This is a genomic window from Agrobacterium sp. 22-221-1, assembly GCF_053522445.1.
This window is the reverse complement of the sequence record NZ_JBNWCL010000006.1, coordinates 80,278-105,924: the sequence shown is the minus strand read 5'-3', so window position 1 is coordinate 105,924 and position 25,647 is coordinate 80,278. Positions and strand designations below refer to the sequence as shown.

At 60.4% G+C, this 25,647-nt stretch carries 22 protein-coding genes; 19 read left to right on the top strand and 3 right to left on the bottom strand.

Annotated features, from left to right (window positions below):
- Positions 1-7: 7 nt before the first annotated feature.
- Genes ACQZ5N_RS11305 through ACQZ5N_RS11285 form a run of 5 tightly spaced genes read left to right on the top strand, consistent with a single transcriptional unit; the run spans position 8 to position 5,378 of the window.
- Entirely contained in the window at positions 8-661 is a 654-nt protein-coding gene (locus ACQZ5N_RS11305) for an amino acid ABC transporter permease (RefSeq protein WP_080818941.1), read from the top strand.
- Positions 654-1,376 carry an amino acid ABC transporter ATP-binding protein gene (locus ACQZ5N_RS11300; RefSeq protein ID WP_020811659.1) on the top strand — a complete coding sequence of 241 codons (723 nt, stop codon included), beginning with the start codon at positions 654-656 and terminating at the stop codon, positions 1,374-1,376. Before ACQZ5N_RS11305 ends, ACQZ5N_RS11300 begins: the two co-directional genes overlap by 8 nt.
- Complete coding sequence (locus tag ACQZ5N_RS11295) at positions 1,376-2,617, top strand: NAD(P)/FAD-dependent oxidoreductase (RefSeq protein ID WP_448732922.1); 1,242 nt, start codon at positions 1,376-1,378, stop codon at positions 2,615-2,617. The genes ACQZ5N_RS11300 and ACQZ5N_RS11295 overlap by 1 nt, the downstream gene beginning before the upstream one ends.
- A 12-nt stretch (positions 2,618-2,629) precedes the next feature.
- Positions 2,630-4,339: a cis-3-hydroxy-L-proline dehydratase gene (gene lhpI, locus ACQZ5N_RS11290; protein ID WP_448732921.1), complete on the top strand. Its 1,710-nt coding sequence runs from the start codon at positions 2,630-2,632 to the stop codon at positions 4,337-4,339.
- A 10-nt stretch (positions 4,340-4,349) separates the two neighbouring features.
- Positions 4,350-5,378, top strand: coding sequence for a trans-3-hydroxy-L-proline dehydratase (locus ACQZ5N_RS11285; protein WP_448732920.1), 1,029 nt, complete (start codon positions 4,350-4,352; stop codon positions 5,376-5,378).
- Between the two features lie 203 nt (positions 5,379-5,581).
- Here the strand turns inward: ACQZ5N_RS11285 and ACQZ5N_RS11280 are convergent, their stop codons facing one another.
- Together ACQZ5N_RS11280 and ACQZ5N_RS11275 are read right to left on the bottom strand one after the other, a co-directional pair.
- Positions 5,582-6,604 carry a LacI family DNA-binding transcriptional regulator gene (locus ACQZ5N_RS11280; protein ID WP_448732919.1) on the bottom strand — a complete coding sequence of 341 codons (1,023 nt, stop codon included), beginning with the start codon at positions 6,602-6,604 and terminating at the stop codon, positions 5,582-5,584.
- Positions 6,605-6,761: 157 nt separating this feature from the next.
- Positions 6,762-7,082 (bottom strand): hypothetical protein, encoded by a 321-nt coding sequence (locus tag ACQZ5N_RS11275; protein ID WP_003505663.1) that lies wholly within the window; start codon positions 7,080-7,082, stop codon positions 6,762-6,764.
- A 294-nt stretch (positions 7,083-7,376) separates the two neighbouring features.
- Between ACQZ5N_RS11275 and ACQZ5N_RS11270 the strand changes: the two genes are divergently transcribed.
- The 14 genes from ACQZ5N_RS11270 (at position 7,377) to ACQZ5N_RS11205 (ending at position 24,642) form a co-directional block, all read left to right on the top strand.
- Positions 7,377-8,180 (top strand): transporter substrate-binding domain-containing protein, encoded by an 804-nt coding sequence (locus ACQZ5N_RS11270; RefSeq protein WP_020811663.1) that lies wholly within the window; start codon positions 7,377-7,379, stop codon positions 8,178-8,180.
- 67 nt (positions 8,181-8,247) lie between these two features.
- Positions 8,248-8,952, top strand: a complete 705-nt coding sequence (locus ACQZ5N_RS11265) for an amino acid ABC transporter permease (RefSeq protein ID WP_003505665.1) — start codon at positions 8,248-8,250, stop codon at positions 8,950-8,952.
- A complete protein-coding gene (locus ACQZ5N_RS11260) occupies positions 8,949-9,608 on the top strand; it encodes an amino acid ABC transporter permease (RefSeq protein ID WP_003521700.1) in 660 nt (219 codons plus the stop codon). Before ACQZ5N_RS11265 ends, ACQZ5N_RS11260 begins: the two co-directional genes overlap by 4 nt.
- Positions 9,589-10,320: an amino acid ABC transporter ATP-binding protein gene (locus ACQZ5N_RS11255; protein WP_003521699.1), complete on the top strand. Its 732-nt coding sequence runs from the start codon at positions 9,589-9,591 to the stop codon at positions 10,318-10,320. The genes ACQZ5N_RS11260 and ACQZ5N_RS11255 overlap by 20 nt, the downstream gene beginning before the upstream one ends.
- Before the next feature lie 23 nt (positions 10,321-10,343).
- Positions 10,344-11,279, top strand: coding sequence for a 2-hydroxyacid dehydrogenase (locus ACQZ5N_RS11250; protein ID WP_448732918.1), 936 nt, complete (start codon positions 10,344-10,346; stop codon positions 11,277-11,279).
- 213 nt (positions 11,280-11,492) lie between these two features.
- Entirely contained in the window at positions 11,493-13,667 is a 2,175-nt protein-coding gene (locus ACQZ5N_RS11245) for a putative bifunctional diguanylate cyclase/phosphodiesterase (RefSeq protein ID WP_448732917.1), read from the top strand.
- Positions 13,668-14,117: 450 nt separating this feature from the next.
- Positions 14,118-15,197, top strand: a complete 1,080-nt coding sequence (locus ACQZ5N_RS11240) for a porin (RefSeq protein WP_448732916.1) — start codon at positions 14,118-14,120, stop codon at positions 15,195-15,197.
- 320 nt (positions 15,198-15,517) lie between these two features.
- Positions 15,518-16,147: a flavin reductase family protein gene (locus ACQZ5N_RS11235; RefSeq protein WP_448732915.1), complete on the top strand. Its 630-nt coding sequence runs from the start codon at positions 15,518-15,520 to the stop codon at positions 16,145-16,147.
- 351 nt (positions 16,148-16,498) lie between these two features.
- Positions 16,499-17,434, top strand: a complete 936-nt coding sequence (locus tag ACQZ5N_RS11230) for a LysR family transcriptional regulator (protein ID WP_003521693.1) — start codon at positions 16,499-16,501, stop codon at positions 17,432-17,434.
- A 104-nt stretch (positions 17,435-17,538) separates the two neighbouring features.
- Positions 17,539-18,018 (top strand): formate dehydrogenase subunit gamma, encoded by a 480-nt coding sequence (locus ACQZ5N_RS11225; protein ID WP_448732914.1) that lies wholly within the window; start codon positions 17,539-17,541, stop codon positions 18,016-18,018.
- Positions 18,015-19,571, top strand: a complete 1,557-nt coding sequence (locus ACQZ5N_RS11220; RefSeq protein WP_448732913.1) for a formate dehydrogenase beta subunit — start codon at positions 18,015-18,017, stop codon at positions 19,569-19,571. Before ACQZ5N_RS11225 ends, ACQZ5N_RS11220 begins: the two co-directional genes overlap by 4 nt.
- 4 nt (positions 19,572-19,575) lie before the next feature.
- The gene (fdhF, locus tag ACQZ5N_RS11215; protein ID WP_059756356.1) at positions 19,576-22,458 is read left to right on the top strand and encodes a formate dehydrogenase subunit alpha; all 2,883 of its coding nucleotides are present in this window, start codon (positions 19,576-19,578) and stop codon (positions 22,456-22,458) included.
- Positions 22,459-22,529: 71 nt separating this feature from the next.
- The gene (locus ACQZ5N_RS11210; protein ID WP_065657700.1) at positions 22,530-22,874 is read left to right on the top strand and encodes a formate dehydrogenase subunit delta; all 345 of its coding nucleotides are present in this window, start codon (positions 22,530-22,532) and stop codon (positions 22,872-22,874) included.
- Between the two features lie 115 nt (positions 22,875-22,989).
- The gene (locus ACQZ5N_RS11205) at positions 22,990-24,642 is read left to right on the top strand and encodes an OFA family MFS transporter (protein ID WP_425644631.1); all 1,653 of its coding nucleotides are present in this window, start codon (positions 22,990-22,992) and stop codon (positions 24,640-24,642) included.
- Positions 24,643-24,733: 91 nt separating this feature from the next.
- On the opposite strand, the gene ACQZ5N_RS11200 is transcribed toward ACQZ5N_RS11205, so the two are convergent.
- Complete coding sequence (locus ACQZ5N_RS11200) at positions 24,734-25,630, bottom strand: dihydrodipicolinate synthase family protein (protein WP_448732912.1); 897 nt, start codon at positions 25,628-25,630, stop codon at positions 24,734-24,736.
- Between the last annotated feature and the right edge of the window lie 17 nt (positions 25,631-25,647).

The window sequence follows — 25,647 nt, the reverse complement described above, 5'->3', positions numbered from 1 at the left end:
GTGAGCCATGTTTGAAACCGCTCTCACCTGGAGTGATCTCGCCTTCCTCGCCAAGGGTGCCGGCATGACGCTCGCCGTCACCGCCGTCGCCGTCACGGCGGGCACCGTCATGGGGATCATCTTCGGTATCATCCGTTTCCAGTTCGGCCCCTATTGGTCGCTGCCGCTGACCTTCGTGCTGGATATTTTCCGTTCCGTGCCGCTGCTCATCCAGCTCGTGCTCGGCAACGCCTTCCAGTCGATCGCCAAGCTCGGCTGGCCGCCCTTCACCACTTCCTGCGTGGTGCTGTCGCTCTATACGGCAGCCTATTGCACGGAAATCGTGCGCGGCGGCATCGATGCGGTGCCGTCCAATACGCGCCGCGCCTGCCGGTCGCTGGGCATGACCTGGTCCCAGGACATGCGCTACATCGTGCTGCCGCTTGCTACCCGCGTGTCGCTGCCCTCGTGGATCGGGCTCACGCTCGGCGTCATGAAGGATTCGGCGCTGGTGCTGTGGCTCGGCCTTATCGAGCTTCTGCGCGCCTCGCAGATCCTCGTCACCCGCCTGCAGGAACCGCTGACCATCCTGATGATCTGCGGCGCCATCTATTTCCTTATCAGCTTCCCCATCGCCCGTTTCGGCGGGTATCTCGAAAGACGGTGGTCCCCCAATGATTGAGATCGAAAACGTCCGCAAATCCTTCGGCCCGCTGGAGGTTCTGAAAGGGATCAACCTCACCGTCAACAAGGGCGAGGTCGTCACCATCATCGGCGGCTCCGGTTCCGGCAAGTCGACCCTGCTGACCTGCATCAACGGCCTCGAGCCGATCGACAGTGGCAAGATCGTTATCGACGGCACGGAAGTGCATGCGAAGTCCACCGACCTCAACAAGCTGCGCCGCAAGGTCGGCATCGTCTTCCAGCAATGGAACGCTTTCCCGCATCTGACGGTGCTCGAAAACGTCATGCTCGCGCCGCGCAAGGTGCTCGGCATCTCGAAGGAGCAGGCCGAGGAAATCGCGGTGAAGCAACTGACCCATGTGGGTCTTGCCGAAAAGCTGAAGGTCTATCCGAACCGCATGTCGGGTGGTCAGCAGCAGCGTATGGCGATTGCCCGCGCGCTTGCCATGTCGCCGGAATATATGCTGTTCGACGAAGTCACGTCTGCGCTCGACCCGATGCTGGTTGGCGAAGTGCTCGATACGCTGAAGATGCTGGCGGATGAGGGCATGACGATGATCTGCGTCACCCATGAAATGGCCTTCGCCCGCGATGTCTCGAACCGCGTCGCCTTCTTCCATCAGGGTGTGATGGCGGAAATCGGCACGCCGGATCAGCTGTTCGGCGCGCCGCAGCACGCTGAAACCCAGAAATTCCTGGCGAGCGTGCGGTAATGCCAGCCAATGATGTCATCGTCATCGGGGCCGGCGTCGTCGGCCTCTCGGCGGCAATCGCGGCGCAGGGCCGTGGCCTCTCGGTCACGGTCATCGACCGCGAGGGACCGGCGGCGGGCGCGTCCGCCGGCAATGCCGGCGCCTTCGCCTTCACGGATATCCTGCCGCTGGCATCGCCCGGCATTCTCTGGAAAGCGCCGAAGTGGCTTCTCGATCCGCTCGGTCCGCTCAGCGTGCCGCCGGCCTATGCGTTGAAAATTGCGCCGTGGATGTTCCGGTTCTGGCGAGCCTGTGCGGCTTCGAAGGTGGAGCATTCCACCGCCGCCCAGACGGCGCTGATGGATCTCGCCAAGGCCGAGCTGGAGCCGTTCCTGAAAAAGACCGACACCATCGCCATGCTGCGCAAGGAGGGCAACCTCCAGGTCTATGAAAGCGAGGCGGAATTCGAAGCCTCGCTTCCCGGCTGGAAGGCGCGCGAGCGGCACGGCATCGAGTTCCGGCATCTCAATGCCGAACAGATGGCTGAGATACAGCCCGGCATCGCGCCGCGTTTCACCTGCGGAACCTTTACGCCCGGCTGGTATTCCATCGCCGATCCCAAGCTTTATACGCTGGCGCTGGCCGAGCATTTCCGCACCATTGGCGGCCGTATCGAATGCCTCGATATCGCTTCGCTCAGGCCGCTGGAAGACGGTGTCGAGGTGGTGAGCCATGACGGACGCACCCGCAAGGCCGCCAGGGTGGTGCTGGCGGCCGGCGCCTTTTCGCATCGCATCGCCCGTTCGCTCGGGGAAAAAATTCCGCTGGAAACCGAACGGGGGTATAATACAACCCTGCCGTCTTGCGCCTTCGATCTGCGCACGCAGGTGACTTTCGGCGGCCATGGTTTCGTCGTCACGCGGCTTTCCTCGGGCATCCGCGTCGGTGGCGCGGTGGAACTGGGCGGGCTGGAGCTTCCGGCCAATTTCGCCCGTTCCGAAGCGTTGCTGACCAAGGCGAAAGCCTTCCTGCCGGGCCTGAAAACCGAAGGCGGCAAGCAGTGGATGGGCTTTCGCCCGTCGCTGCCGGACAGCCTGCCGGCCATCGGCGAAGCACGGCACACGGCGCGGGTGGTCTATGCTTTCGGCCACGGGCATCTGGGGCTGACGCAATCGGCGGGCACGGCCCGCATCGTCGCCGATCTTCTGACGGGGCAAAAACCCGCCATCGATACAAGGGCATTTTCGCCGCAACGTTTCTGACGGGGATTTCCGATGTCTTCTTCCCTCTCGACAACAGCCGTTCCTGAAGCCCGCAGCATTTTGGCCGGTTCGGCCGAAGGTCCCGTGATTGCGACGACCGAAGCGCTGAGTTTCTGGGGCGGGGTCGATCCCGCCACCGGCCGGGTGATAGACGTGCACCACCCGCTGCATGGCACCTGTCTCACCGGCGGCGTGCTGTTCATGCCCACCAGCCGCGGTTCGTGCACCGGTTCGGGTGTGCTGCTCGATCTTATCCTGACGGGCCGTGCGCCCTCGGCGCTGGTCTTCGGCGAGGCCGAGGACGTGCTGACGCTGGGCGCGCTGATCGCCGCCGAAATGTTCGGCAAGCCTTTGCCGGTGCTGCGCCTCGACGCGGAAAATTTCGCCCGGTTCTCTAAAGCCGTTCATGTCCGTATCGATGAGACGGCCATCGAAGCCGATGGCGTTTCCCTTGCTATCACGCCGCCGGCGACGGCGCATCTCGATCTCAGGGATGACGACCGGGCCATGCTCGAAGGACGCGATGGCGTCGCCGTGCAGCAGGCCATGCGCATCACCGTCGCCATGGCCGCCCAGCAGGGGGCATCGGCGCTTGTCGATGTCACTCAGGGCCATATTGACGGTTGCATCTATGCCAGCCCCGCCAATCTCACCTTCGCGGAAAAAATGGCGGAGATGGGCGCGAAGGTACGGGTGCCGACGACCATGAACGCCATTTCGGTGGACAAGGCGCATTGGCGTTCGCAGGGCATGCCGGAGGATTTCGGCGACCCGGCCGCAAGGCTGGCGGATGCCTATGTGCGCATGGGCTGTCGCCCGACTTTCACCTGTTCGCCTTACCTGCTCGACAGTGCGCCGCAGGCGGGCGACATGATCGCCTGGGCCGAATCGAACGCGGTGATCTTCGCCAATACGGTGCTTGGCGCGCGCACGGCGAAACATCCGGATTTTCTCGATCTCTGCATCGCGCTGACGGGCAGGGCGCCGCTTGCCGGCGTCTATCTGGAGGAAAATCGCCGTCCTCAGCGCATCGTCAATGTGGCGTTGCCGCAGGGGGTGGATGATGCCTTCTGGCCACTCATCGGTTATCTGGCGGGCAAGGCCGCGCCGGATTGCATTCCGCTGCTGCGCGGCCTTGGCCCTGCGAAACCGTCGCGGGATGATCTCAAGGCGCTTTGCGCCGCCTTCGGCACCACCTCCGCCGCGCCCATGTTGCATATTGAGGATGTGACCCCGGAAGCCGGGCTTGCGCCTTTGGAAACAGCCGAGACCGTCACCATTTCGCTCGCAGATATGGCCGCCGGCTGGTCGCTGCTGAATGAGGGGCCGGAGGACGTGCAGCTCGTTGCCATCGGTAGCCCGCATGCCTCGCTGGAGGAGTGCCACGCGCTTGCGGCTGAATTTGCCGGCCGCCGGCGTCACGCGGATGTCGCCGTCATCGTCACGGCCGGCCAGCAGGTCATTGATGCGGCCGGGCAGGACGGCACTTTGCAAAGCCTGCGCGACAGTGGCGTGCAGGTGCTGCCTGATCTTTGCTGGTGCTCCATTTCCGAGCCGGTTTTCCCGACGAAGACCCGTGCCCTGATGACCAATTCCGGCAAATACGCCCATTACGGACCCGGCCTCAGCGGCCGCGCAGTGCGCTTCGGCAGCCTTGCCGATTGCGTTGAAAGCGCGCTGACCGGCCGTGCCCCATCCCTTCTTCCTTCATGGCTTTCCTAAGGAGTTTTGAATGCGCAGTATCAAGACCGTTCATGTCATTTCCGCCCATGCGGAAGGCGAGGTGGGGGATGTGATCGTCGGCGGTGTCAGGCCGCCGCCGGGCGAAACGATCTGGGAGCAGAGCCGCTTCATTGCCCGCGATGAGACCCTGCGCAATTTCGTGCTCAACGAGCCGCGCGGCGGCGTGTTCCGGCACGTCAACCTGCTGGTGCCGCCGAAACATCCCGACGCGGATGCCGCCTTCATCATCATGGAGCCGGAAGACACGCCGCCCATGTCCGGTTCCAACTCCATCTGCGTTTCCACCGTGCTTCTGGATGGCGGCATCGTGCCGATGCAGGAGCCGGAAACCCATATGCTGCTGGAAGCGCCGGGCGGGCTGGTGAAGGTGCGTGCCGAATGCCGCAACGGCAAGGCCGAGCGCATTTTCGTGCAGAACCTGCCGAGCTTTGCCGCAAAACTCGATGTCGAACTCGAGGTTGAAGGCCTCGGCACGCTGAAGGTGGACACGGCCTATGGCGGCGACAGCTTCGTTATCGTCGACGCCGAAGCGATGGGGTTCAGCCTGAAGCCGGAAGAGGCGCATGAGATTGCCCGCCTCGGCGTGCGCATCACCAATGCCGCCAACAAGGCTTTGGGCTTCGACCATCCGGAAAACCCGGACTGGAAACATTTTTCCTTCTGCCTGTTCGCTGGCAAGGTGGAGCGCACGGCTGAAGGCCTGCGGGCAGGGGCGGCCGTCGCCATCCAGCCGGGCAAGGTGGACCGTTCGCCGACCGGCACGGCACTTTCAGCCCGCATGGCGGTGCTACATGCGCGCGGCGAGATGAAGGAGGGCGAAACCCTGACGGCGGTGTCGCTGATCGGCTCTACCTTTACCGGCCGTATTCTCGGAACCACCAAGGTCGGTGATCGTCCGGCCATCCTGCCCGAAATTTCCGGCCGCGGCTGGATCACCGGTATTCACCAGCACATGCTCGATCCGTCCGATCCGTGGCCGGAAGGGTATCGTCTGACGGATACGTGGGGTGCGCGGTAAGTTGGGCCTTTAAAGGTCTATAGCCCAGATCGGGCTGCATTGGTTCGGCGTCTTTCTTCTCCCCGCCGGGGAGAAGATGGCCCGAAGGGTCAGATGAGGGGGCAACGTTGCCGGATTTCGGAGAGCCTGCCCCCTCATCCCGCTGCCGCGGACTTCTCCCCCTTGGGGAGAAGAAACAAGTGGCGCCCGCTCTAGCTAGAGTCTCACCCACCCAGCCGCTTCGTCGTTTCCCGCACGATCAGCTCGAACCCGACATCCACCCTTGCGCCTTCGGGAACAATGGCATCCTTTTCCGCCTCCAGTATCGAAAGCAGCAACTCGCCCGCTTTGCGGCCGATCATCTGGGCATCGACGCGGATCGTTGAAATCGCCGGGTAACATTGCCGGCCAATATCGAAGTCGCCGAAGCCGAGGATGGAAATGCGGTCAGGGACACTGATTCCCCTTCGATGACATTCCATCAGCGCGCCGACGGCGGAAATATCCGATACGGCGAAGATGGCCTCGACATCTGGCGCCTTGGCCAGCAGCGAGCCGAGGGTCTTTGCCCCGTGGTCATAGGAGACCGGGGCGCTGCCTTCGCGGATGATGAGGTCATCGGCAATACCGGCTTCCCGCAGGGCCGCGCCGAAACCGAGCAGGCGGCTTTCGCCGCGCCAGTCCTTCACATCGCCATCGGCCCTTGAGCCGAGCGCGCCGATTCGCTTGAAGCCAAGCGATATCAGATGTTTGGCGGCAGTTCTTCCCACTTGGTAATTGGAAAAACCGACCGCATGGTCGATCGGGTGTTCGGGAACATCCCAGATTTCCACGATCGGGATACCGGCGCGCATCAAAACTTCGCTCGCCATCTTGGTATGCACCGTGCCGGCGACGACGATGGCATCGGGGCGGCGCTCCATCATGGTGCGGATGACGCGTTCCTCCTCCTGCAGATCGTACATCGTATAGCCGATCAGCAACTGGTAGTCGGCGGCGCGCAGCGCATTGGCAAGCCCCTGTGCACTATCGGCGAAGTTGGAGTTGGTGAGCGTCGGCAGGATGGCGGTGATGAAATTGGTGCGGCGGGAGGACAGCGAACCGGCGATCCGGTCAGGCACATAGCCCAGCTTCTCGATGGCTTTCATCACCTTCTGGCGGGTCTCTTCGGACACCAGGGCGGGATCGGCCAGCACCCGCGAAACGGTCATCTTGGAGACGCCCGCGAGTTTCGAGACATCGCTCATGGTTGCTTTTTTTGACGTGACTAACGCTGCGGCCAAGGGCGTGCGCTCCACCAAAGCATGTCTCCCTAAATTCGAACCGGTTCAGGACAAGACATACACGAAGACAATAAGGGAAAGCACGCCGTATGATTGCAGATCGATGCGGCGTGCACCGGATTTATGCGACGCGGCTATAGACCAGATGGTAAAAACGTCCGTCGCACATGCTCATCATCTCATCCGTCAGCACCCGACCTTCCAGCCGGACGGGGGAAACCAGCGCTTCCTCCACTGCTTCCATCGACGGATAGTCGATTTCCTGCACCATGATGATCGAGGCCGCGTCCGGATCGGTGCGCTCGGTGCGCATCACCCGAACGGCCTGCGCATTCGGCATGCGTTTCCAGACCGGCAGCAATTTCTCCTCGACGATACGGAAAAACTCCTCCTCCCGGCCGGGGTGAATCCTGCCTTCGAAAATTGCCGAGCGTGTGTACATGTTTCCTCCCGAATGATTGCCGACCGAAACAGTTCTGTAGATCGGACTTGCAATGATACCGATAACATGCATTATTGATCCTGCCAAGAACGTGAAACGGTGTCGAACAGAGGAAAATCGATAACCAGCCGAAAACATTGAATTTCATAGGATATTCATCTGGTTTTGTGCTTTCGCGGTTTCTTGGGAGGAGTTTTTAGTCAATCGCGTTAAAATGTTATCGAGAACATTTTTCGGTTTGCGCAAGGCCGCTGTTCCATTTTGGGCAGCCACTATAAGGTTGGAGGAGAAACCATGAGCATATCCAGATTTCTGAAGAACATGACCGTTGCCGTCGGTGTTGCAGCAGCAACGCTTGCCGCAACCACGTCCGCCCATGCCGTCTCGATCAGCGAGATCACGGCACGCGGCAAGGTCAAGATCGGTGTTCTGACCGGTGCGCCGCCGATGGGCATGGTGGATGAGAAGGGCAATCCTTCCGGTTACGACGTGGATGTCGCCAATCTCATTGGTTCTTACCTGTCGCTGCCGGTGGAACTGGTGCCGCTGACACCGCCTGCGCGTATTCCCGCACTTCAGACCGGCAAGGTCGATTTCCTTGTTGCGACGCTCGCGCCGACCGGTGAACGCGCCAAGACCGTGATGTTCACGCAGCCCTACAGCGCCTTCAACATGGACATCATTTCCGGCAAGGACCAGAAGTTCGAAAATCTCGACAGCCTCAAGGGCAAGCGCGTTTCGGTCAATCGCGGTTCCTCGCAGGAAACCGCGCTGCGCAAGGCCAATGTCGAAGGTCTCGAAATCGTCGTTTACGAAGACGATTCCACCAGCGCCCAGGCACTGCTCGCCGGTCAGGTGGATGCCGTGGCATTGCCGTCCACGGTTGGCGAAGCGATCATCAAGCAGCGTCCGGAAGCCGGTCTGCAGGTCGGTTTCACCTTCTTCCAGCAGGGCAATTCCATGGCGACCAAGCTTGAGGATTTCGAGCTGCGCCAATGGCTCAACACTTCCATCTACCTCATGAAGATGTCCGGCGATCTCGACCGCATCTCGGTCAAGTGGACCGGCCGTCCGCTGCCGCAATTGCCAAGCTTCTGATTGAGCCTTTCAACGCGCCCGCCGGGAAGATTTTCGGCGGGCCCGGGAAATGTCAACGGAGTGACGCATGTCCTATACATTCCAATTCGGCGCGCTCGCCCAGTATCAGAACGAGATTCTGAACGGCATATGGCTGACGATCAAGCTGTCGGTCCTGTCCATCGTGCTCGGCTGCGCTTTCGGCATTCTTTTGGCCTCGCTGCGGTCCATCAATGGCGGCATCGTCCGCATCATCGTGGACGGTTATGTGGAAGTCATCCGCAATACGCCGTTTCTCGTGCAGCTTTTCATCGTCTATTTCGGCCTGCCGGGCCTCGGCTTCAGGGTAGGGGCGGATACGGCGGCGCTGATCGGTATGACGATCAACCTCGCGGCCTATTCGACGGAGATCATCCGCGCCGGCATCGAGGCGGTGCACAAGTCGCAGATCGAGGCGGGCGAGGCGCTCGGCTTTACCAAGTATCAGATCTATCGCCACGTCATCATCGTGCCGGCCATCGCCAAGGTCTATCCCTCGCTGTGCAGCCAGTTCGTGCTGATGATGCTGGCATCGAGCATATGTTCGGCCATTTCCACCCATGAGCTTGCGGCCGCCGCAGCCTTCGTGGAATCGCAGACCTATCGCTCCTTCGAGGTCTATATCGTCGTCACGCTCATCTATCTTGCGCTGGCGCTCAGCCTGCGGCTCATCCTTGCCCTTGTCGGCATGTGGCTGTTCGGCCGCCGCGTTGCCCGCAAGACGATGACCGCCATGCCGGAGGTGCAGTCATGACTCTTCGAACTTTCGGCTGGAACGAATTCGGCTTCCTGCTGACCGCGCTGCAATGGACCGTGCTTCTGACGATCATTGCGCTTATCGGCGGCGGCATCGTCGGCTTCTTCGTGGCGCTCGCCCGCACCTCGAACTTCAAGGCGCTGCGCATTGCCGCCGGCACCTATATCCAGGTGATCCAGGGCATTCCGGTGCTGATGATCCTGTTCCTGTCTTATTACGGCCTCAGCCTTGCCGGGCTGGAACTGCCACCGCTCTTTGCCGCCGGCGCCTCGATGACGATTTACACATCGGGTTATCTCGCGGAAATCTGGCGCGGCTGCATCCAGGCGGTGCCGAAGCAGCAATGGGAAGCGTCGGAATCGCTGGCGCTGACCCGCGCCCAGCAATATCGCTACGTCATCCTGCCGCAGGCGATCCGCATTTCGCTACCGCCGACCGTCGGTTTCGCCGTTCAGGTCGTCAAGAATACGTCCATCGCATCGATCATCGGTTTCGTCGAACTGGCGAGAGCGGGGCAGCTCATCAACAATGCCACGTTCCAGCCGTTCCGCGTCTTCGTCGCCGTGGCCGTGCTTTATTTCATCGTCTGCTACCCGTTGTCCCAGCTCTCGCGTTGGCTGGAAAGGAGGCTTCATGCCGGAAGTAATCGTTGAAAACGTTCACAAGAGCTTTGGCGCTCTGGAAGTCCTCAAAGGCGTGTCGCTGACGGTCGGCCGCGGTGAAGTCTTCGCCCTCATCGGCCGCTCGGGTTCGGGCAAGAGCACGCTGCTGCGCTGCATGAACGGGCTGGAGAAGATCAATTCCGGCCGTATCGAAATTGCAGGTCATGCGATCGGGGAAGATGCCAAGGCGCTGCGCAAGCTGCGCACCGATGTCGGCATCGTGTTCCAGAGCTACAATCTCTTCCCGCATCTGACGGTCGGCGAAAACATCATGCTCGCGCCGCGTATCGTCAAGGATGTGGCGAAATCGGAAACCAAGGATATTGCCCGCGAAGTTCTGCAACTCGTCGGCCTTTCGGAGAAATTCGATTCCTATCCGGATCAGCTTTCCGGCGGCCAGCAGCAACGTGTGGCGATTGCCCGCTCGCTCGCCATGCGGCCGAAGGTGATGCTGTTCGACGAGGTGACCTCGGCGCTCGACCCTGAATTGACCGAGGAAGTGCTGACCGTCATGGAAAATCTCGCCAAAGACGGCATGACCATGATTCTCGTCACCCATGAAATGGCCTTTGCACGCCGCGTGGCGACCGAAACCATCTTCATGCACAAGGGCAAGATCTGGGAGCAGGGCCGTTCTTCGGAACTCTTCGCCAATCCGCAAACGCCGGAACTCCGGCAATTCGTCAAGGCCGATGTGAAGTAGTTCACCGGCGCAAAGGAAACTTCATGACCACTGAAATCGTGCAATTGTGCCCGCTCATCCCGGCACTGGAAGAAGAACTCGCGCAGCGCTTCACCGTGCATCGCCTGTTCGAGGCTGCTGACAAGGCGGCGTTGCTCGCTGAAAAGGGTGCGGCGATCCGAGGCGTCGTCACCGGCGGCCATATCGGCCTGCCGGCGGATATTGGCGCTGCACTTCCCAATCTTGAAATTGTCGCCATCAACGGTGTCGGTTTCGACAAGGTCGATCTGGCTGAAGCCAAGCGGCGCGGTTTTCGCGTCTCCAATACGCCTGACGTGCTGACCGCTGATGTCGCCGACCTCGCGCTTGGCCTCGTTCTGGCGCAGGCGCGCAAGCTGCCGCAGGCGGACCAGCATGTGCGCACCGGCCAATGGCTGAAGGGCGATATGGGGCTTTCCACCCGCGTGGCCGGTCGCCGTTACGGCATTTTCGGCCTCGGCCGCATCGGTCAGGCAATCGCAAAGCGGCTTGAAGGTTTCGATGCGCGCATTTCCTACACCGCCAGAAACCGCCGCGATGTCGCCTATGATTATTATGACAGCATCGAGGCGCTTGCCGCCAATTGTGATGTACTGATCATCGCCGCCGCCGCTACGGCCGAAACGCGCCATATCGTCAATGCGGATGTGCTGAAGGCCCTCGGCCCCCAGGGTGTGCTCGTCAATGTGGCGCGTGGTTCGCTGGTGGATGAGAAGGCGCTTGTCGAAGCTCTTGCCAGCGGCACGATCGGTGGCGCGGCGCTGGATGTCTTCGAGGATGAGCCGCGTGTGCCGGAAGCGCTTTTCGCTTTCGACAACGTCACGCTCGCTCCGCATGTCGGCAGCGGCACGCACCAGACGCGCCGCGCCATGGCTGATCTCGTTCTCGCCAATCTCGATGCCCATTTTGCCGGCAAAGAACTGCCGACGCCGGTGGTTTGACGGTCAACGAATTGCCGCCTGTGGTTTTGACGGCGCAGCTTCTGTTGCGCCGTTTTGATTCAGGGAGGTTGCTGCAAAAGGCTGGTTTCCCGGCAATCTACTGTCGTTGTTCATATTTATATAAGACGTATAATCCTACTATTCTGCTTCCTTATAAAATGATGAGGCGGAGAGGTGCGTTCCAAAGGCCCGAAGACACCCGAAGAGAACCGGATGTCGCGAAAAAAGCGCGATGTCACGCCATCCGCCACTCCTGACATGAGCGAAAACAGCAATCCTTCCGACCGGCACGCGCTTCTGGAAGCGATGATCGACCACGTGCCGGATTTTATCTATGCGAAGGATCTGGAAGGGCGCTTTCTTTTCGCCAATCGCGCCATCGTCACCGAAAACGGCTTTGACACCGTCGAGCAACTGATCGGGCTCACCGACTACGATATCAATGGTGAAGCGGCGCAGCGCGCCGGCATTCCCGATACCGAGGCGCGGGTGATGCGCACCGGCGAACCGGATCTCGGTTACGAGGAACGCGCCATGCGCGGCGATATCGACCGCTGGCTCATGATGTCGCGCGTGCCGCTGAAGGACAAGGCCGGCAACATCATCGGCGTGGTCGGCGCCTCGCGGGATATAACCCAGAAAAAGGCCTCGGAAAGACTGCTTCAGGCGCAGGCGCATATTCTGGAAATGATCGTCGCGGCGGCGCGTATCGAGGATTTTCTCGAGGAGTTCGTCAAGGCCATCGAAAATCTCGCGACCGGACTGGCCTGCGCGGTGCGGGTGTTCGATGCGGCGGAAGGGGAACCTTCCGTTTATGCCTCGCCGGCACTGGCGCAGCAGGAGGGGCTGGCCGCGCTTGTTTCCAGCGTCAGCGATCCTGAGAGCCTTGTCCATCCGGCAGAACACATGGCCTTCAGTTTCGATATTCCCGCCAGCGAAGGCAAGGCGCATGGTTTCGTCTGGTGCATGCTGGCCGGCCGCCAGCCGGATGCGGCGCTGGTGGAGTTTATCGGCGCTGCGGCGCGCATGGCGGGGCTGGCGATCGACCGCAAAAGGGCGGCGGAACATATCGCCTTCCTGGCGGATCACGATATGCTGACCCGGCTGCCGAACCGCCGTTTCCTCGATACGAGACTGCCGGAAATACTGGCGGCGGCGGCAAAGGCGAACCGAAGGGTCGGTATCGGTTTTCTCGATCTCGACAATTTCAAGCAGATCAACGATACGCTCGGCCACAGCATCGGCGACGCGTTGCTGTCGAAAACCGCCGAGCGCATTGCGAAAAGCCTCCGGAAGAACGATCTGGTTCTCAGGGTGGGCGGCGACGAGTTCGTCATCATTCTCGAAGAGCGCAGGGACGATGTCGAAAACCGCCTGCAGCGCATCCGCGCCGCTGTCTCGCAGCCATTGCGTATCGGCAATTACGATATCAAGGTCACATGCAGCATCGGCATGGCCTTTTTCCCGGAACATGGGGAAACCACGGCGGAAATCGTTGCGGCGGCCGATCTCGCCATGTATGAAGCCAAACATACCGGGCGCGACAGCATTGCCACCTTCACCCCGAATATGGCGGATGATCTGAGAAAGAAGTTCACCCGCATCGAGGAACTGCGCAAAGCCGTAAAGAGGGACGAGTTTGTGCTGCACTTCCAGCCGCAGGTCGATCTTTTCAGCAGCCGGATCAGCGGCGTGGAGGCGCTGGTGCGCTGGCAGCATCCCACGGAAGGTTTGCTCGGTCCTGCGGAATTCATCGGGCTTGCGGAAGAAACCGGTCTGATCGTCGAGCTCGGAGAAAGCATTCTCGAAAAGGCCTGTCGTCAGGCGCAGGCATGGGCCGCCGCCGGCCTGTCGCCCGTCAAAATGGCGGTCAATATCTCTCCGCGGCAGTTTCAGGGCGGGCTGGTGCAGCAGATCAGGTCGGTGCTGAAGGAAACCGGGCTTGCGCCATGCCTGCTGGAAATCGAAATCACCGAGACGCTCATCATTCAGGATGTCGAAACATCGGTGCGGATCATGCGGGCCATCAAACAGATGGGTGTCAGCCTGGCGCTGGATGATTTCGGTATCGGTTATTCCTGCCTCGGCATGCTCAAGACATTCCCGCTGTCATGCATGAAGATAGACCGCTCGTTCCTCACCCATCTGCCGGAAAAGACCAAGGACAGCGCCATCGTCTCGATCATGATCCAGCTTGCCGGATCTCTCGGCATCGATGTTATTGCCGAAGGCGTGGAAGCCGGCGAGCAGGCGACATTTCTGCGTGATGCCGGCTGCCCCTACGGTCAGGGTTATTACTTCAGCCGCCCGGTGCCGGCAGAGGCGATCGAAGACATGCTGGCGAAGACGACGATATTCGCGACTGGTTTACCCGAAGGCCGCCTATAGGCCGCTCGGGCGGCCGGTTGTTTCAGATCGGCCAGATATGGCTTTCCGGGAGAGGCCGGGTGGCTTTGCCGCCTTTGCCCTGTGCGGTTCTGTAACGAAACCACTTCGTTTCCCCTAGCCTGTAAGATGTCTCCCGATCCCGTGCGGAACGGGAGATGTTTCATTCTATCGATTTACAATTTATTATTCTATGAATATTTATATAAGTAATAAATTATATTATTTCGAAATAAGAATTCAAAATATTATATTTTAAACTATTAACTTGTTGTAATTTTACTACGAAATTAAAATGCTTACTTTATCTGTATTTGTATTCCGTCGATTTAAATTGCGAGTCTGCGGCAACTTCTGTCATTTGCTGAATCAGCGCAGGGAAGCGGGCGGCAGGGAAAAGACCAGCCCTCAAATTTGCGCATTCGTTGAAAAATTTTTGACTGGAGATTACAAATGAACATCAAGAGCCTTCTCATCGGCTCCGCTGCGGCTCTCGCAGCAGTATCCGGCGCACAGGCCGCTGACGCCATCGTCGCTGCCGAGCCCGAGCCCATGGAATATGTTCGCGTCTGCGACGCTTTCGGCACCGGCTTCTTCTACATCCCCGGCACTGAAACCTGCCTGAAGTTCGACGGTTACGTTCGTTTCCAGACCGACTTCGGTCGTGACCAGTCCGGCACGTCCGACTGGGATTCCTTCACCCGCGCCCAGTTCAACGTCGACACGCGTTCGGACACCGAGCTCGGCGCTCTGCGCGGCTACTTCGGTTTCCGTGGCCAGGCTGATAACGACACTGATCGTAACGTCGTTCTCGACCAGGCTTTCATCGAACTCAGCGGCCTGAAGGTCGGTTTTTACTACAACTGGTGGGATGACGGTCTCTCCGGTGAGTATGACCAGCTCAGCTCCAACCGCACCCGTCTGAACGCCATCCGTTACACCTACGACGCTGGTTCCTTCTATGTCGGCGCTGCTGTTGAGGAACTGGAAGGCTCGCGTAAGGGCGTTTCGGAACTCGGCGTCACGAAGGGCGGTGCGTTCAAAACCGGGACGAACAAAGCCGGGACGAACGATGTCGGCATCAGCGCTATCATCGGCGCCAAGTTCGGCGGCGTTAAGGCCAACCTGCTCGGCGGTTACGACACCAACCAGGAAAACGGTGCAATCCGTGCAATCGTCACGGCTGACATCGGCCCGGGCACGCTCGGTATCTCCGGTGCATGGGCTTCCGGCGCCAACTACTATTACGAAGAGTCCGAGTGGACGGTTGCTGCTGAGTACGCCATCAAGGCAACTGATAAGCTCACCATCACCCCCGGTTTCCAGTACTTCGGCACGATCGATATCGGTGCTAACAACGATTTCGTTGGCGACCGCGACGCATGGCGCGCTGGCGTAGCTGTTGGCTACAAGATCACCTCGGGCTTCTCCACGCTCGCTTCGGTTACCTATCAGGACGTAGACGGTCGTGAAGGCGTAAACGGTGGCGGCGACAAGTGGACCGGCTTCGTTCGCCTGCAGCGCGCGTTCTAATAGTCTACAAAAAGCATAGTAGGGTTAGACAACTCAGATCCACCCCGTTTCCGAACGGGTGAGTAACTAGCTCCAGTCAAAGTTTCTGACATGATGTCAGGTTTACTCCCCGGACCCCTCCAGGCCGGGGAGTTTTTGCGCTTATAGTCGATGCATGGATGGCGGCTCCGTCCATTTGGTTGGAGAATGCGTGCGGGCTTGCTACTTCTCCTTTGCTCCCCCAAATGTGTTGCAGCAAAATCGGCTATCCCGTGATGAGGGCGATTGAGTAATTGTCTGCAATATGAAATATTATTGTATACAATAAATCAGGTGCTCCCATGGAATTCGATTTTACCGCGCTTGAGCCGCAGAGCCGTTATCGTTTGCTGACCAATTTTATCGGTCCACGGCCGATAGCGCTTGTCACGACGCGCTCGGCCGCTGGCCACAATAATGCCGCGCCGATGAGCTTTTTCAACGTTTTCTCCCATGATCCGCCAATCGTTGTTCTCGGCATCCAGCCGCGTGTGACGGGCGAGGAGAAGGACACGATGGCCAATATTCGTCGCACCGGCGAATTCGTCATCAACATGGTCGATATGGCTCTGTCCGAACAAATGCTTGTCTGCGGCCTCGGTTTCGACAGCGAGGTGGATGAACTTTCGATTGCCGGATTGACGGCCACGCCCTGCAGCAAGATCGATGCGAGCTTTGCGGCGGAATCGCCCTGCGCCTTCGAATGCCGTGTGGAGCGCCTGATCGATTATCCGCGCCGTACCCTGGTATTGGGCGAAGTCGTGCACATGCATGTCCACAAGGATTGCCTCGATGCGGAGGGGCGTTATGTCGATCCGGACCGATATCAGCCGATCGCGCGCCTGCATGCCGATAATTACATCACCTCGGATCGCCAATTCGTCCTCAAGGCGCCCGCGATGACCGACTTCATCAAGCCGGATGGCGAGTGAAGGTTCTCGCGGCTGAAGCGCCGAATACCTTTTGCCTGCCACCGCAAACTCGAGAAAATGAGAGGGCAGGGCATCGGGGCGGCGATGACGATTGGTTTCGTTTCCCGGCGCTATGCGGCAGGTCAGGCGAAACGACGGATGGGTCAATGCCGCGATAAAGCTGAGTCCAGTGCGGTTGGAGTGGTTGACTGAACGTCGACGCCCATGACTGCCCGTGCCTGACGGAATCCAGTCCTGCCACCCCGCGCGGTTTCAGGAAAACAACGGCATCCATTTGCGGGCTTCCCCGCCTCGTTCTAGTGTTATTCCGCTCGCACCATCCGCAGGGTCGCGAGCGACGCGGGAGGACGCATGATCGACAAGCTGGAATTTTTCATCGCATTGGCGCGCGCAGGGCATTTTGGCCGCGCGGCGGAGGAGTGCGGCGTTTCCCAACCCAGTCTCTCGGCCGCGATCCGGCAGCTGGAGGACCAGCTTGGTGTCGTTCTTGTGGTGCGTGCGGCGCGTTATCAGGGGCTGACACCGGAGGGCCAGCGTGTTCTCGAATGGGCGCGTCGCATCGTCGCCGATACGCGCACCATGCGTGAGGAAATGCGGGCGGCGCGCAAGGGTCTGGCGGGCCACATCCGCCTTGCGGTCATTCCGACGGCGCTTGCGATGGTGCCGCGATTGACGGAATCCTTTCAGGCGCGGCATCCCGACGTGACCTTTTCCGTGACGTCACGCACCTCGCTTCAGGTCCTGAGCCAGATCGAAAACCTCGAGATCGATGCGGGAATCAGCTATCTCGACAATGAACCTCTTGGTCGAGTGACCACGGTGCCGCTTTATTCGGAGCGATATCACCTGATTGCAGCAGCCGGAACGCCGCTCGCCGATCAGGAAAGCGTTACCTGGAAGCAGGTTTCAGGTCTTAGGTTATGCCTATTGACTTCGGATATGCAGAACCGCCGCATCATCAACAAGCATATGGCTGAAGCGGGCGTAGAGGTGAAGCCGACATTGGAGTCTAACTCCATGATTGTGCTGTTTTCGCATATCCGAACCGGACAATGGGCTTCAATAATGCCGCGTAACATAGCGGAATCATTCGGTTTTCCAAAGCAGATCAGAATGATACCGATTACCGAGCCGGATGCGGAACATCTGGTGGGGCTGATCGCAACCTATCGCGAACCACACACACCGCTCGTTTCCGCGCTTCTTCATGAGGCGCGCCAGCGTGCAGCGGCGATGGCTTTTGATAGGAATTTCCTATCGGTTGACGAAAACACATTATTGACCTGATCCGGCCGACCTCGCCATTCTCCCGAACCATGCAGGGGCTGCGCTGACACTGAAACATGTGCCGCTCGCCATACCTGTCCCTGTCGGTTTGGGAGGACTGGCTTATGAATATCCGTGCGGTTGCCGCAGATGAGGCGGCCCGTGTTTCCGCTATCATTGACGAACTTCTCCACCTGGAGGGGCCATTGCTGCCCATTCTACACGCGGTGCAGGAAGAATTCGGCTACATACCGGAAAGCGCCAAGCAGATCGTTGCATCCGCGCTGAATATATCGCGCGCCGAGGTTCATGGCGTCGTGACCTTCTATCCTGATTTTCGCGATCATCCGTCCGGCCGGCATGTGCTGAAGCTCTGTCGCGCCGAAGCTTGCCAGTCGATGGGTGGCGAGCCTCTTGCGGAAACCATCAAGAACCGGCTCGGCCTCGACTGGCACGAAACGGCAGCCGACGGTTCCGTCACGCTGGAGCCGGTCTTCTGTCTCGGGCTTTGCGCACAGGCGCCCGCGCTGATGCTGGATGGCGAACTTCATGCAAGACTGGATGAGGACTGTCTTGGCGACATTCTGGCGGAGGCGCGCCGATGAGTGTCACAGTTTTTGTACCGGGCGATTCCGCCGCGCTTGCCGTTGGCGCAGACCGTGTCGCCGAAGCGATCGGCCGCGAGGCAGCCAGCCGTAACCTCGATGTGCATATTGTACGTAATGGCTCGCGCGGCATGCTCTGGCTTGAAGTGCTGGTGGAAGTGCGCACCGAACATGGCCGCATCGCTTACGGGCCGGTCAAGGCCAGCGACGTTGCTTCGCTTTTCGACGCGGGTTTTCTCGCCGGCGGCGAGCATCGTCTCTGTCTCGGGCCGACGAAGGACATTCCGTTCCTGAAAAGCCAGACGCGTCTTACATTTGCCCGCTGCGGCGTTACCGATCCATTGTCGCTTGCGGATTACCGCGCCTATCAGGGCTTGAAAGGCCTCGAAAAAGCCGTCGCCATGGCGCCGCTCGATATCGTTGCGCAAGTAACCGAAAGCGGACTGCGCGGACGCGGGGGCGCGGGTTTCCCGACCGGTATCAAATGGAAGACCGTCGCCGATGCGGTGGCCGACCAGAAATACATCGTCTGCAATGCCGATGAGGGTGACAGCGGCACCTTCGCCGACCGCATGATCATGGAAGGCGATCCCTTCGTGCTGATCGAAGGCATGGCGATTGCCGGTCTCGCCGTCGGCGCGACGAAAGGTTTCATCTATACGCGTTCGGAATATCCTTACGCCATCAAGGTCATGGAGCAGGCGATCGAGATTGCCCGCCGCGAAGGTATCATCGGCCCATCCGTGCTTGGTTCCGGGCGGGCCTTCGATCTCGAAGTGCGCATGGGTGCCGGCGCCTATGTCTGCGGCGAGGAAACCTCGCTTCTGAACAGTCTGGAAGGCAAGCGCGGAACCGTGCGCGCCAAGCCGCCGCTTCCTGCTTTGCAGGGCCTGTTCGGCAGGCCCACCGTCGTCAACAATGTGATTTCGCTCGCCTCCATTCCGGTCATCATGGATCGCGGCGCGGCGTTTTATCGCGATTTCGGCGTCGGCCGCTCGCATGGCACCATCCCCATCCAGCTTGCCGGAAACATCAGGCATGGCGGGCTTTATGAGACCGCCTTCGGCCTGCCGCTCGGGCAGCTGGTCAATGATATCGGTGGCGGCACGATCACCGGCCGCCCGGTCAAGGCGGTGCAGGTGGGCGGTCCGCTCGGGGCCTATTTCCCGGTTTCGCTGTTCGACACGATCTTCGACTATGAAGCCTTTACCGCCGCCGGTGGCCTGATCGGCCATGCGGGTATCGTGGTTTTCGACGATACCGCCGATATGCTCCATCAGGCGCGGTTCGCGCTGGAATTCTGCGCCGTCGAAAGCTGCGGCAAGTGCACGCCCTGTCGCATCGGCTCCACGCGCGGTGTCGAGACGGTGGACAGGATTGCGCTCGGTATCGAGCGGGAGAAAAATACGGCGCTCCTCGCAGACCTCTGCGAAACCATGAAATTCGGTTCGCTCTGTGCGCTCGGCGGCTTCACGCCCTATCCCGTCATGAGCGCGCTCCGGCATTTCCCTGATGATTTTGCCCCCACCCCACGTGTTGAAGCGGCGGAGTAAGACCATGGCCCTTGTGACAGAATTCGACTATGGAACCCCCAAATCCCACGCAACGGACATGGTGACGCTCACCATCGACGGCAGGCAGGTGACTGTGCCTGCGGGAACCTCGATCATGCGCGCCTCGCGCGAAGCGGGTATCGATGTTCCAAAACTCTGCGCCACCGACATGGTGGATGCCTTCGGTTCCTGCCGCCTCTGTCTGATCGAGGTGGAGGGCCGCAATGGCACCCCTGCCTCCTGCACCACGCCCGTCGCCCCCGGCCTCGTCGTGCACACGCAGACGGAACGGCTGAAGCAGATCCGCAAGGGCGTGATGGAGCTTTATATCTCCGATCACCCGCTCGACTGTCTGACCTGCGCCGCCAATGGCGATTGCGAGCTGCAGGATATGGCGGGTGCCGTTGGCCTGCGCGATGTGCGTTACGGTTACGAAGGCGACAACCACGTCAAAGCCCGCACCGGCGATGGCGATCTCAATGCCCGCTGGATGCCGAAGGATGAAAGCAATCCCTATTTCACCTACGATCCTTCCAAATGCATCGTCTGCTCCCGTTGCGTGCGCGCCTGCGAGGAAGTGCAGGGCACCTTCGCGCTGACGATCGAAGGGCGCGGTTTCGAAAGCCGAGTATCGCCCGGTGCACATGAGGCGTTCCTCGATTCCGACTGCGTTTCCTGCGGCGCCTGCGTGCAGGCCTGTCCGACGGCGACACTCACCGAAAAATCGGTGATCGAGATCGGCCAGCCGGAACATTCGCTGGTCACGACCTGCGCCTATTGCGGTGTCGGCTGCTCCTTCAAGGCGGAAATGCGCGGTGAAGAGCTGGTGCGCATGGTGCCGTGGAAGGACGGGCAGGCCAATCGCGGCCATTCCTGCGTCAAGGGCCGCTTCGCTTATGGTTATGCCACCCACAGGGACCGCATTCTCAACCCGATGATCCGCGAAAAGATCAGCGATCCATGGCGGGAAGTCACATGGGAGGAGGCCTTCTCTCACGTTGCCTCGGAGTTCCGGCGTATCCAGGGTCAATATGGCCGGGAATCCATCGGCGGCATTACCTCGTCCCGCTGCACGAACGAAGAAACCTTCCTCGTCCAGAAACTCATCCGCGCCGGCTTCGGCAATAACAACGTCGATACCTGCGCGCGCGTCTGCCATTCGCCGACCGGCTACGGTCTCGGCCAGGCGTTCGGCACCTCCGCCGGCACGCAGAATTTCGATAGCGTCGAGCAGTCCGATGTGGTGCTTGTCATCGGCGCCAATCCGACCGATGGGCATCCTGTTTTCGGCTCGCGGCTGAAAAAGCGGCTACGACAGGGCGCGAAGCTCATCGTCATCGATCCGCGCCGTATCGATCTCGTCCGCACGCCGCATGTGGAGGCGTCCTTCCACCTGCCGCTGAAGCCCGGAACGAATGTCGCGGTGCTGACGGCGCTTGCGCATGTCATCGTCACGGAAGGCCTGTTCAACGAAGCCTTCATTCGCGAGCGCTGCGACTGGTCGGAATTCGAGGATTGGGCCGCTTTCGTTGCCGAACCCCAGCATAGCCCGGAAGAAACCGAAAGCTTTACCGGTGTGCCGGCGGAAGAGGTGCGCGGTGCCGCACGTCTTTATGCCAGGGGTGGCAATGGCGCCATCTATTACGGGCTCGGTGTCACAGAACACAGCCAGGGGTCTACCACGGTGATGGCAATCGCCAATCTGGCCATGGCGACCGGCAATATCGGCCGCCCCGGTGTAGGCGTTAATCCGCTGCGCGGTCAGAACAATGTTCAGGGTTCCTGCGACATGGGGTCTTTCCCGCACGAGCTTCCGGGCTATCGGCATATTTCCGACGATGCCACGCGCGACATCTTCGAGAAACTCTGGGGTGTGAAGCTCAACAACGAGCCGGGGCTGCGTATTCCCAACATGCTCGATGCGGCCGTGGATGGCAGCTTCAAGGGTATCTATATTCAGGGCGAGGATATTCTCCAGTCCGATCCGGATACGAAGCACGTTTCGGCCGGTCTCGCCGCGATGGAATGTGTCGTGGTGCACGATCTGTTCCTGAACGAGACGGCGAATTACGCCCATGTCTTCCTGCCGGGCTCCACCTTCCTCGAAAAGGACGGCACCTTCACCAATGCCGAGCGCCGCATCAACCGCGTGCGCAAGGTCATGTCCCCGAAGAACGGTTATGCCGACTGGGAAGTGACGCAGAAGCTGGCGCAGGCGATGGGTCTTGCGTGGAATTACGCGCATCCGTCCGAGATCATGGACGAGATCGCCGCGACGACACCGAGCTTTGCCGGCGTTTCCTACGACTATTTGGAAGAAAAGGGCTCGGTGCAGTGGCCCTGCAACGAGAAATTCCCGGATGGTTCGCCGATCATGCATGTGGACGGTTTCGTGCGCGGCAAGGGCAAGTTCATCCGCACCGAATATGTGGCGACGGACGAACGCACGGGGCCGCGGTTCCCGCTGCTGCTCACCACCGGCCGCATCCTGTCGCAATACAATGTCGGCGCGCAGACACGGCGCACGGAAAACGTCGTCTGGCATGAGGAGGATCGTCTCGAAATCCATCCGCACGATGCCGAACAGCGCGGCGTGAAGGATGGCGACTGGATCAAGCTCGCCAGCCGGTCGGGCGATACGACGCTGCGGGCGCTGATTACCGACCGTGTGGCGCCGGGCGTGGTCTATACCACCTTCCATCATCCCGGCACGCAGGCGAATGTCATCACTACCGACTTCTCCGACTGGGCGACCAACTGTCCCGAATATAAGGTGACCGCCGTGCAGGTATCGCCTTCCAACGGGCCGACGGAATGGCAGGAGGAATATGATGCGCTTGGCCGCCGTTCGCGGCGGATCAGCGGCAAGCTCGAAGCGGCGGAATAAGGAGGGCCGGGTGCGCCCGGCCCTGTCACACACAGAGGCGTCGGGCGGCAGCCGGCGCGGGGGAAGAGGTCATGTTGCTCAACCACACCGATGAAAAGCTGGTGAGAATGGCGAACCAGATCGCGACATTCTTTCTGTCGCAGCCGGAAGATATTCGCATCGAAGGTGTCGCCACCCACATCAACAAGTTCTGGGAACCGCGCATGCGACGCCGGTTCTTCGAGATGGTGGATGCCGGGGCCGGTGATTTTCTGCCGCTTGTGCTTGCCGCGTCGAAGAAGATCAAGCGGCCCGACGATCCGGCGGCCGATGCCGTGGGGCTCGGCGACGATGCCAAGGGCGCGCCGGGCGGCAAAGGACCAATTGCGGGCGAGTCCCTTTCGGAACCGAGCGTCCCGGAAAGCACAGAGGCTTGAGCGGCGCGACCGCAAAATCACATTTTCGGCCGGACGGGGGACGTTCGGCGATATCGGTGTTCGCCCGGCGGGGTGAACATGACATGTCCAGACATCCACGAGGGAGGTAATGTCAATGGCAGTAGCAGGTGCGACAGCGGGAGAGGCGGCGCAAGCCGGGTTCTTGGACCGCGAACGAATAATCGCAAGACCGGGTTTCAATCGCTGGCTGGTGCCGCCGGCAGCCCTTGCCATTCATCTATGCATCGGCATGGCCTATGGCTTCAGCGTGTTCTGGCTGCCGCTGTCGAAGGCGCTGCCGGCCACGGACCCCAGTTGCTCCAGCCTTACCCTTCTGGGTGCGCTGTTCACCACTGAGTGCAACTGGCGCGTGGCCGATCTCGGCTGGATCTATACGCTTTTCTTCGTTCTTCTCGGCTGCTCGGCGGCCATTTGGGGCGGCTGGCTGGAAAGAGTGGGGCCGCGCAAGGCCGGCTTCGTTTCCGCCTGCTGCTGGTGCGGCGGTATTCTGGTGGCGGCAATCGGGGTCATCACGCATCAGCTGTGGCTGATGTGGCTGGGCGCCGGTGTCATCGGTGGTATCGGTCTCGGCCTTGGCTATATTTCGCCCGTATCGACCCTGATCAAATGGTTCCCGGACCGTCGCGGCATGGCGACGGGCATGGCGATCATGGGATTTGGCGGTGGTGCGATGATCGGCGCGCCGCTTGCCAATCTGCTGATGAACAACTTCAAGACGGATGTTTCGGTCGGCGTCTGGCAGACTTTCGTCGTCATGGCCCTGATCTATTTCGTCTTCATGATGGCGGGCGCTTTCGGTTACCGCATTCCGCCATCGGGCTGGCGGCCGGAAGGCTGGACCGCGCCTTCCGCCAAAAGCGCCATGATAACCCATCGCCATGTGCATCTGCGCGATGCGCACAAGACGCCGCAGTTCTGGCTCATCTGGGCGGTGTTGTGCCTCAACGTTTCGGCAGGTATCGGCGTCATCGGCATGGCCTCGCCCATGCTGCAGGAAATCTTCGCAGGATCGCTGATCGGCCTGCCGGGCGTGGGTTTTGCGGATCTCGATGCCGGGCAGAAGGCGCAGATCGCGGCGATCGCTGCCGGTTTCACCGGGCTGCTTTCCCTGTTCAATATCGGCGGCCGCTTCTTCTGGGCGTCGATGTCCGACAAGATCGGCCGCAAGAACACTTATTTCTGCTTCTTCATTCTCGGCATCATTCTTTATGCGCTGGCGCCGACGCTTGCGACGATGGGCAACAAGGCGCTCTTCGTTCTGGCCTTCGGTATCATCCTGTCGATGTATGGCGGTGGTTTTGCGACCATTCCCGCTTATCTCGCCGATATTTTCGGCACGCAGTTCGTCGGCGCAATCCACGGCCGCCTGCTGACGGCGTGGGCGACTGCGGGCATCGCCGGCCCGGTCGTCGTCAACTACATCCGCGAAGCGCAGATCGCGGCGGGCGTGGCGCCAGGACCCGCGCTCTACACCAGCACCATGTATATTCTGGCGGGCATGCTGGCGATCGGCCTCGTGGCCAATGCCTTCGTGCGGCCGCTTTCGGACAGGTGGTTCATGTCGGATGCGGAGGTCGCGACGCTGCAGGCAAAGACGGCGGCCGCCAATGCCGGTCCGACAGGCTCCTTCGGCATCGGACGTGGCGGGCTCGACACCAAGGCGGCACTTGCCTGGGTTGCTGTCGGTATTCCGCTTCTGTGGGGCGTGTGGGTTACCGTGAAAAGCAGCCTTGCGCTGTTCGGCTGAGCATCCATCGGCCCGGAAAGCATATGCCGGCTCATGGCCGGCATATGATCTGATCAAAGCGAAAACGTGCAGCTTGCCGGTACGGCGTCCATCAGCGCCAGCTGGCAAGCAGTCCTTCGAGTGTTGCGCGATCTTCTTTGTCCAGACGGGCAAGTCCCGGCGCACGCACGGGGCCAACCGTCATCCCCAGAATTTCCATGGCTTCCTTCACCACGGTCACATTTGCGCCGTTGCGATATCGTGTCCGCAGCCGTTCGAACAATTCGATCTTTTCGATAATCTTCCGTGCGGCCGGGAAATCGCCGGCCGTCAGGGCGTCATGAACCTGCAGGGAAAATTGCGGCGCGACATTGACGAGACCGGATGTGAAGCCGCGCGCACCGACCGCCGCGAAGGCAGGCGCCCAGCTTTCAGCCAGCCCACAGACATATAGAGCGCCGTTTGGATCGGAAGCGGCAATCGCGCGCGACAGAAGCATAATGTCGGTCGTCGCGAACTTGATGCCGGCGACATTCGGGTGGCTGGCAAGCCGTACCATGTCATCGACCGAAAAGCCGTCCGCGCGGACATAGGCGACCAGCGGCAATTCGCTGCCCTCCGCAAGACCGATAAAATAGTCGATCTGCGATTGCGGGGCTGCAAAAGGGTCGACCGGCTGATGCGACATGACGGCGGATGCGCCCATTTCTTTTGCCTGACGCGCCATGGAGAGCGCTTCACGCTGCGAGCGTCCAATCGCCGCCGTAACCGGGGCTTTGCCGCTGACGCCTTTTATCGCAGCCTCATAAACCTTCAGAATTTCCGCGGGCGTCAAGGCGTAGAATTCGCCGGTATTGCCCGCCGCGACGATATTGTGGATGCCTGCTTTTGCGACGCGGGTGTAAACCTCGGCGGTAACACCGGTCTCCACTTCGCCGCTTGCATCGTAAGCCGTTACCGGAACGCCGGAGATGCCCTGCAGGGCCTGGCGAAAATCGAATGTCGTCATCAACTGGGTTCCTTAGG

Excerpts from the sequence above, each read along its gene's own strand:
- ACQZ5N_RS11260 (WP_003521700.1), top strand. The coding sequence starts at position 8,949 with ATGACTCTTCGAACTTTCGGCTGGAACGAATTCGGCTTCCTGCTGACC.
- ACQZ5N_RS11245 (WP_448732917.1), top strand. The coding sequence starts at position 11,493 with ATGTCGCGAAAAAAGCGCGATGTCACGCCATCCGCCACTCCTGACATG.
- ACQZ5N_RS11280 (WP_448732919.1), bottom strand. The coding sequence starts at position 6,604 with ATGAGCGATGTCTCGAAACTCGCGGGCGTCTCCAAGATGACCGTTTCG.
- ACQZ5N_RS11300 (WP_020811659.1), top strand. The coding sequence starts at position 654 with ATGATTGAGATCGAAAACGTCCGCAAATCCTTCGGCCCGCTGGAGGTT.
- ACQZ5N_RS11250 (WP_448732918.1), top strand. The coding sequence starts at position 10,344 with ATGACCACTGAAATCGTGCAATTGTGCCCGCTCATCCCGGCACTGGAA.
- ACQZ5N_RS11295 (WP_448732922.1), top strand. The coding sequence starts at position 1,376 with ATGCCAGCCAATGATGTCATCGTCATCGGGGCCGGCGTCGTCGGCCTC.
- ACQZ5N_RS11305 (WP_080818941.1), top strand. The coding sequence starts at position 8 with ATGTTTGAAACCGCTCTCACCTGGAGTGATCTCGCCTTCCTCGCCAAG.
- ACQZ5N_RS11240 (WP_448732916.1), top strand. The coding sequence starts at position 14,118 with ATGAACATCAAGAGCCTTCTCATCGGCTCCGCTGCGGCTCTCGCAGCA.
- ACQZ5N_RS11270 (WP_020811663.1), top strand. The coding sequence starts at position 7,377 with ATGAGCATATCCAGATTTCTGAAGAACATGACCGTTGCCGTCGGTGTT.
- ACQZ5N_RS11255 (WP_003521699.1), top strand. The coding sequence starts at position 9,589 with ATGCCGGAAGTAATCGTTGAAAACGTTCACAAGAGCTTTGGCGCTCTG.
- fdhF (WP_059756356.1), top strand. The coding sequence starts at position 19,576 with ATGGCCCTTGTGACAGAATTCGACTATGGAACCCCCAAATCCCACGCA.
- ACQZ5N_RS11235 (WP_448732915.1), top strand. The coding sequence starts at position 15,518 with ATGGAATTCGATTTTACCGCGCTTGAGCCGCAGAGCCGTTATCGTTTG.
- ACQZ5N_RS11205 (WP_425644631.1), top strand. The coding sequence starts at position 22,990 with ATGGCAGTAGCAGGTGCGACAGCGGGAGAGGCGGCGCAAGCCGGGTTC.
- lhpI (WP_448732921.1), top strand. The coding sequence starts at position 2,630 with ATGTCTTCTTCCCTCTCGACAACAGCCGTTCCTGAAGCCCGCAGCATT.
- ACQZ5N_RS11220 (WP_448732913.1), top strand. The coding sequence starts at position 18,015 with ATGAGTGTCACAGTTTTTGTACCGGGCGATTCCGCCGCGCTTGCCGTT.
- ACQZ5N_RS11210 (WP_065657700.1), top strand. The coding sequence starts at position 22,530 with ATGTTGCTCAACCACACCGATGAAAAGCTGGTGAGAATGGCGAACCAG.
- ACQZ5N_RS11230 (WP_003521693.1), top strand. The coding sequence starts at position 16,499 with ATGATCGACAAGCTGGAATTTTTCATCGCATTGGCGCGCGCAGGGCAT.
- ACQZ5N_RS11200 (WP_448732912.1), bottom strand. The coding sequence starts at position 25,630 with ATGACGACATTCGATTTTCGCCAGGCCCTGCAGGGCATCTCCGGCGTT.
- ACQZ5N_RS11225 (WP_448732914.1), top strand. The coding sequence starts at position 17,539 with ATGAATATCCGTGCGGTTGCCGCAGATGAGGCGGCCCGTGTTTCCGCT.
- ACQZ5N_RS11285 (WP_448732920.1), top strand. The coding sequence starts at position 4,350 with ATGCGCAGTATCAAGACCGTTCATGTCATTTCCGCCCATGCGGAAGGC.
- ACQZ5N_RS11275 (WP_003505663.1), bottom strand. The coding sequence starts at position 7,082 with ATGTACACACGCTCGGCAATTTTCGAAGGCAGGATTCACCCCGGCCGG.
- ACQZ5N_RS11265 (WP_003505665.1), top strand. The coding sequence starts at position 8,248 with ATGTCCTATACATTCCAATTCGGCGCGCTCGCCCAGTATCAGAACGAG.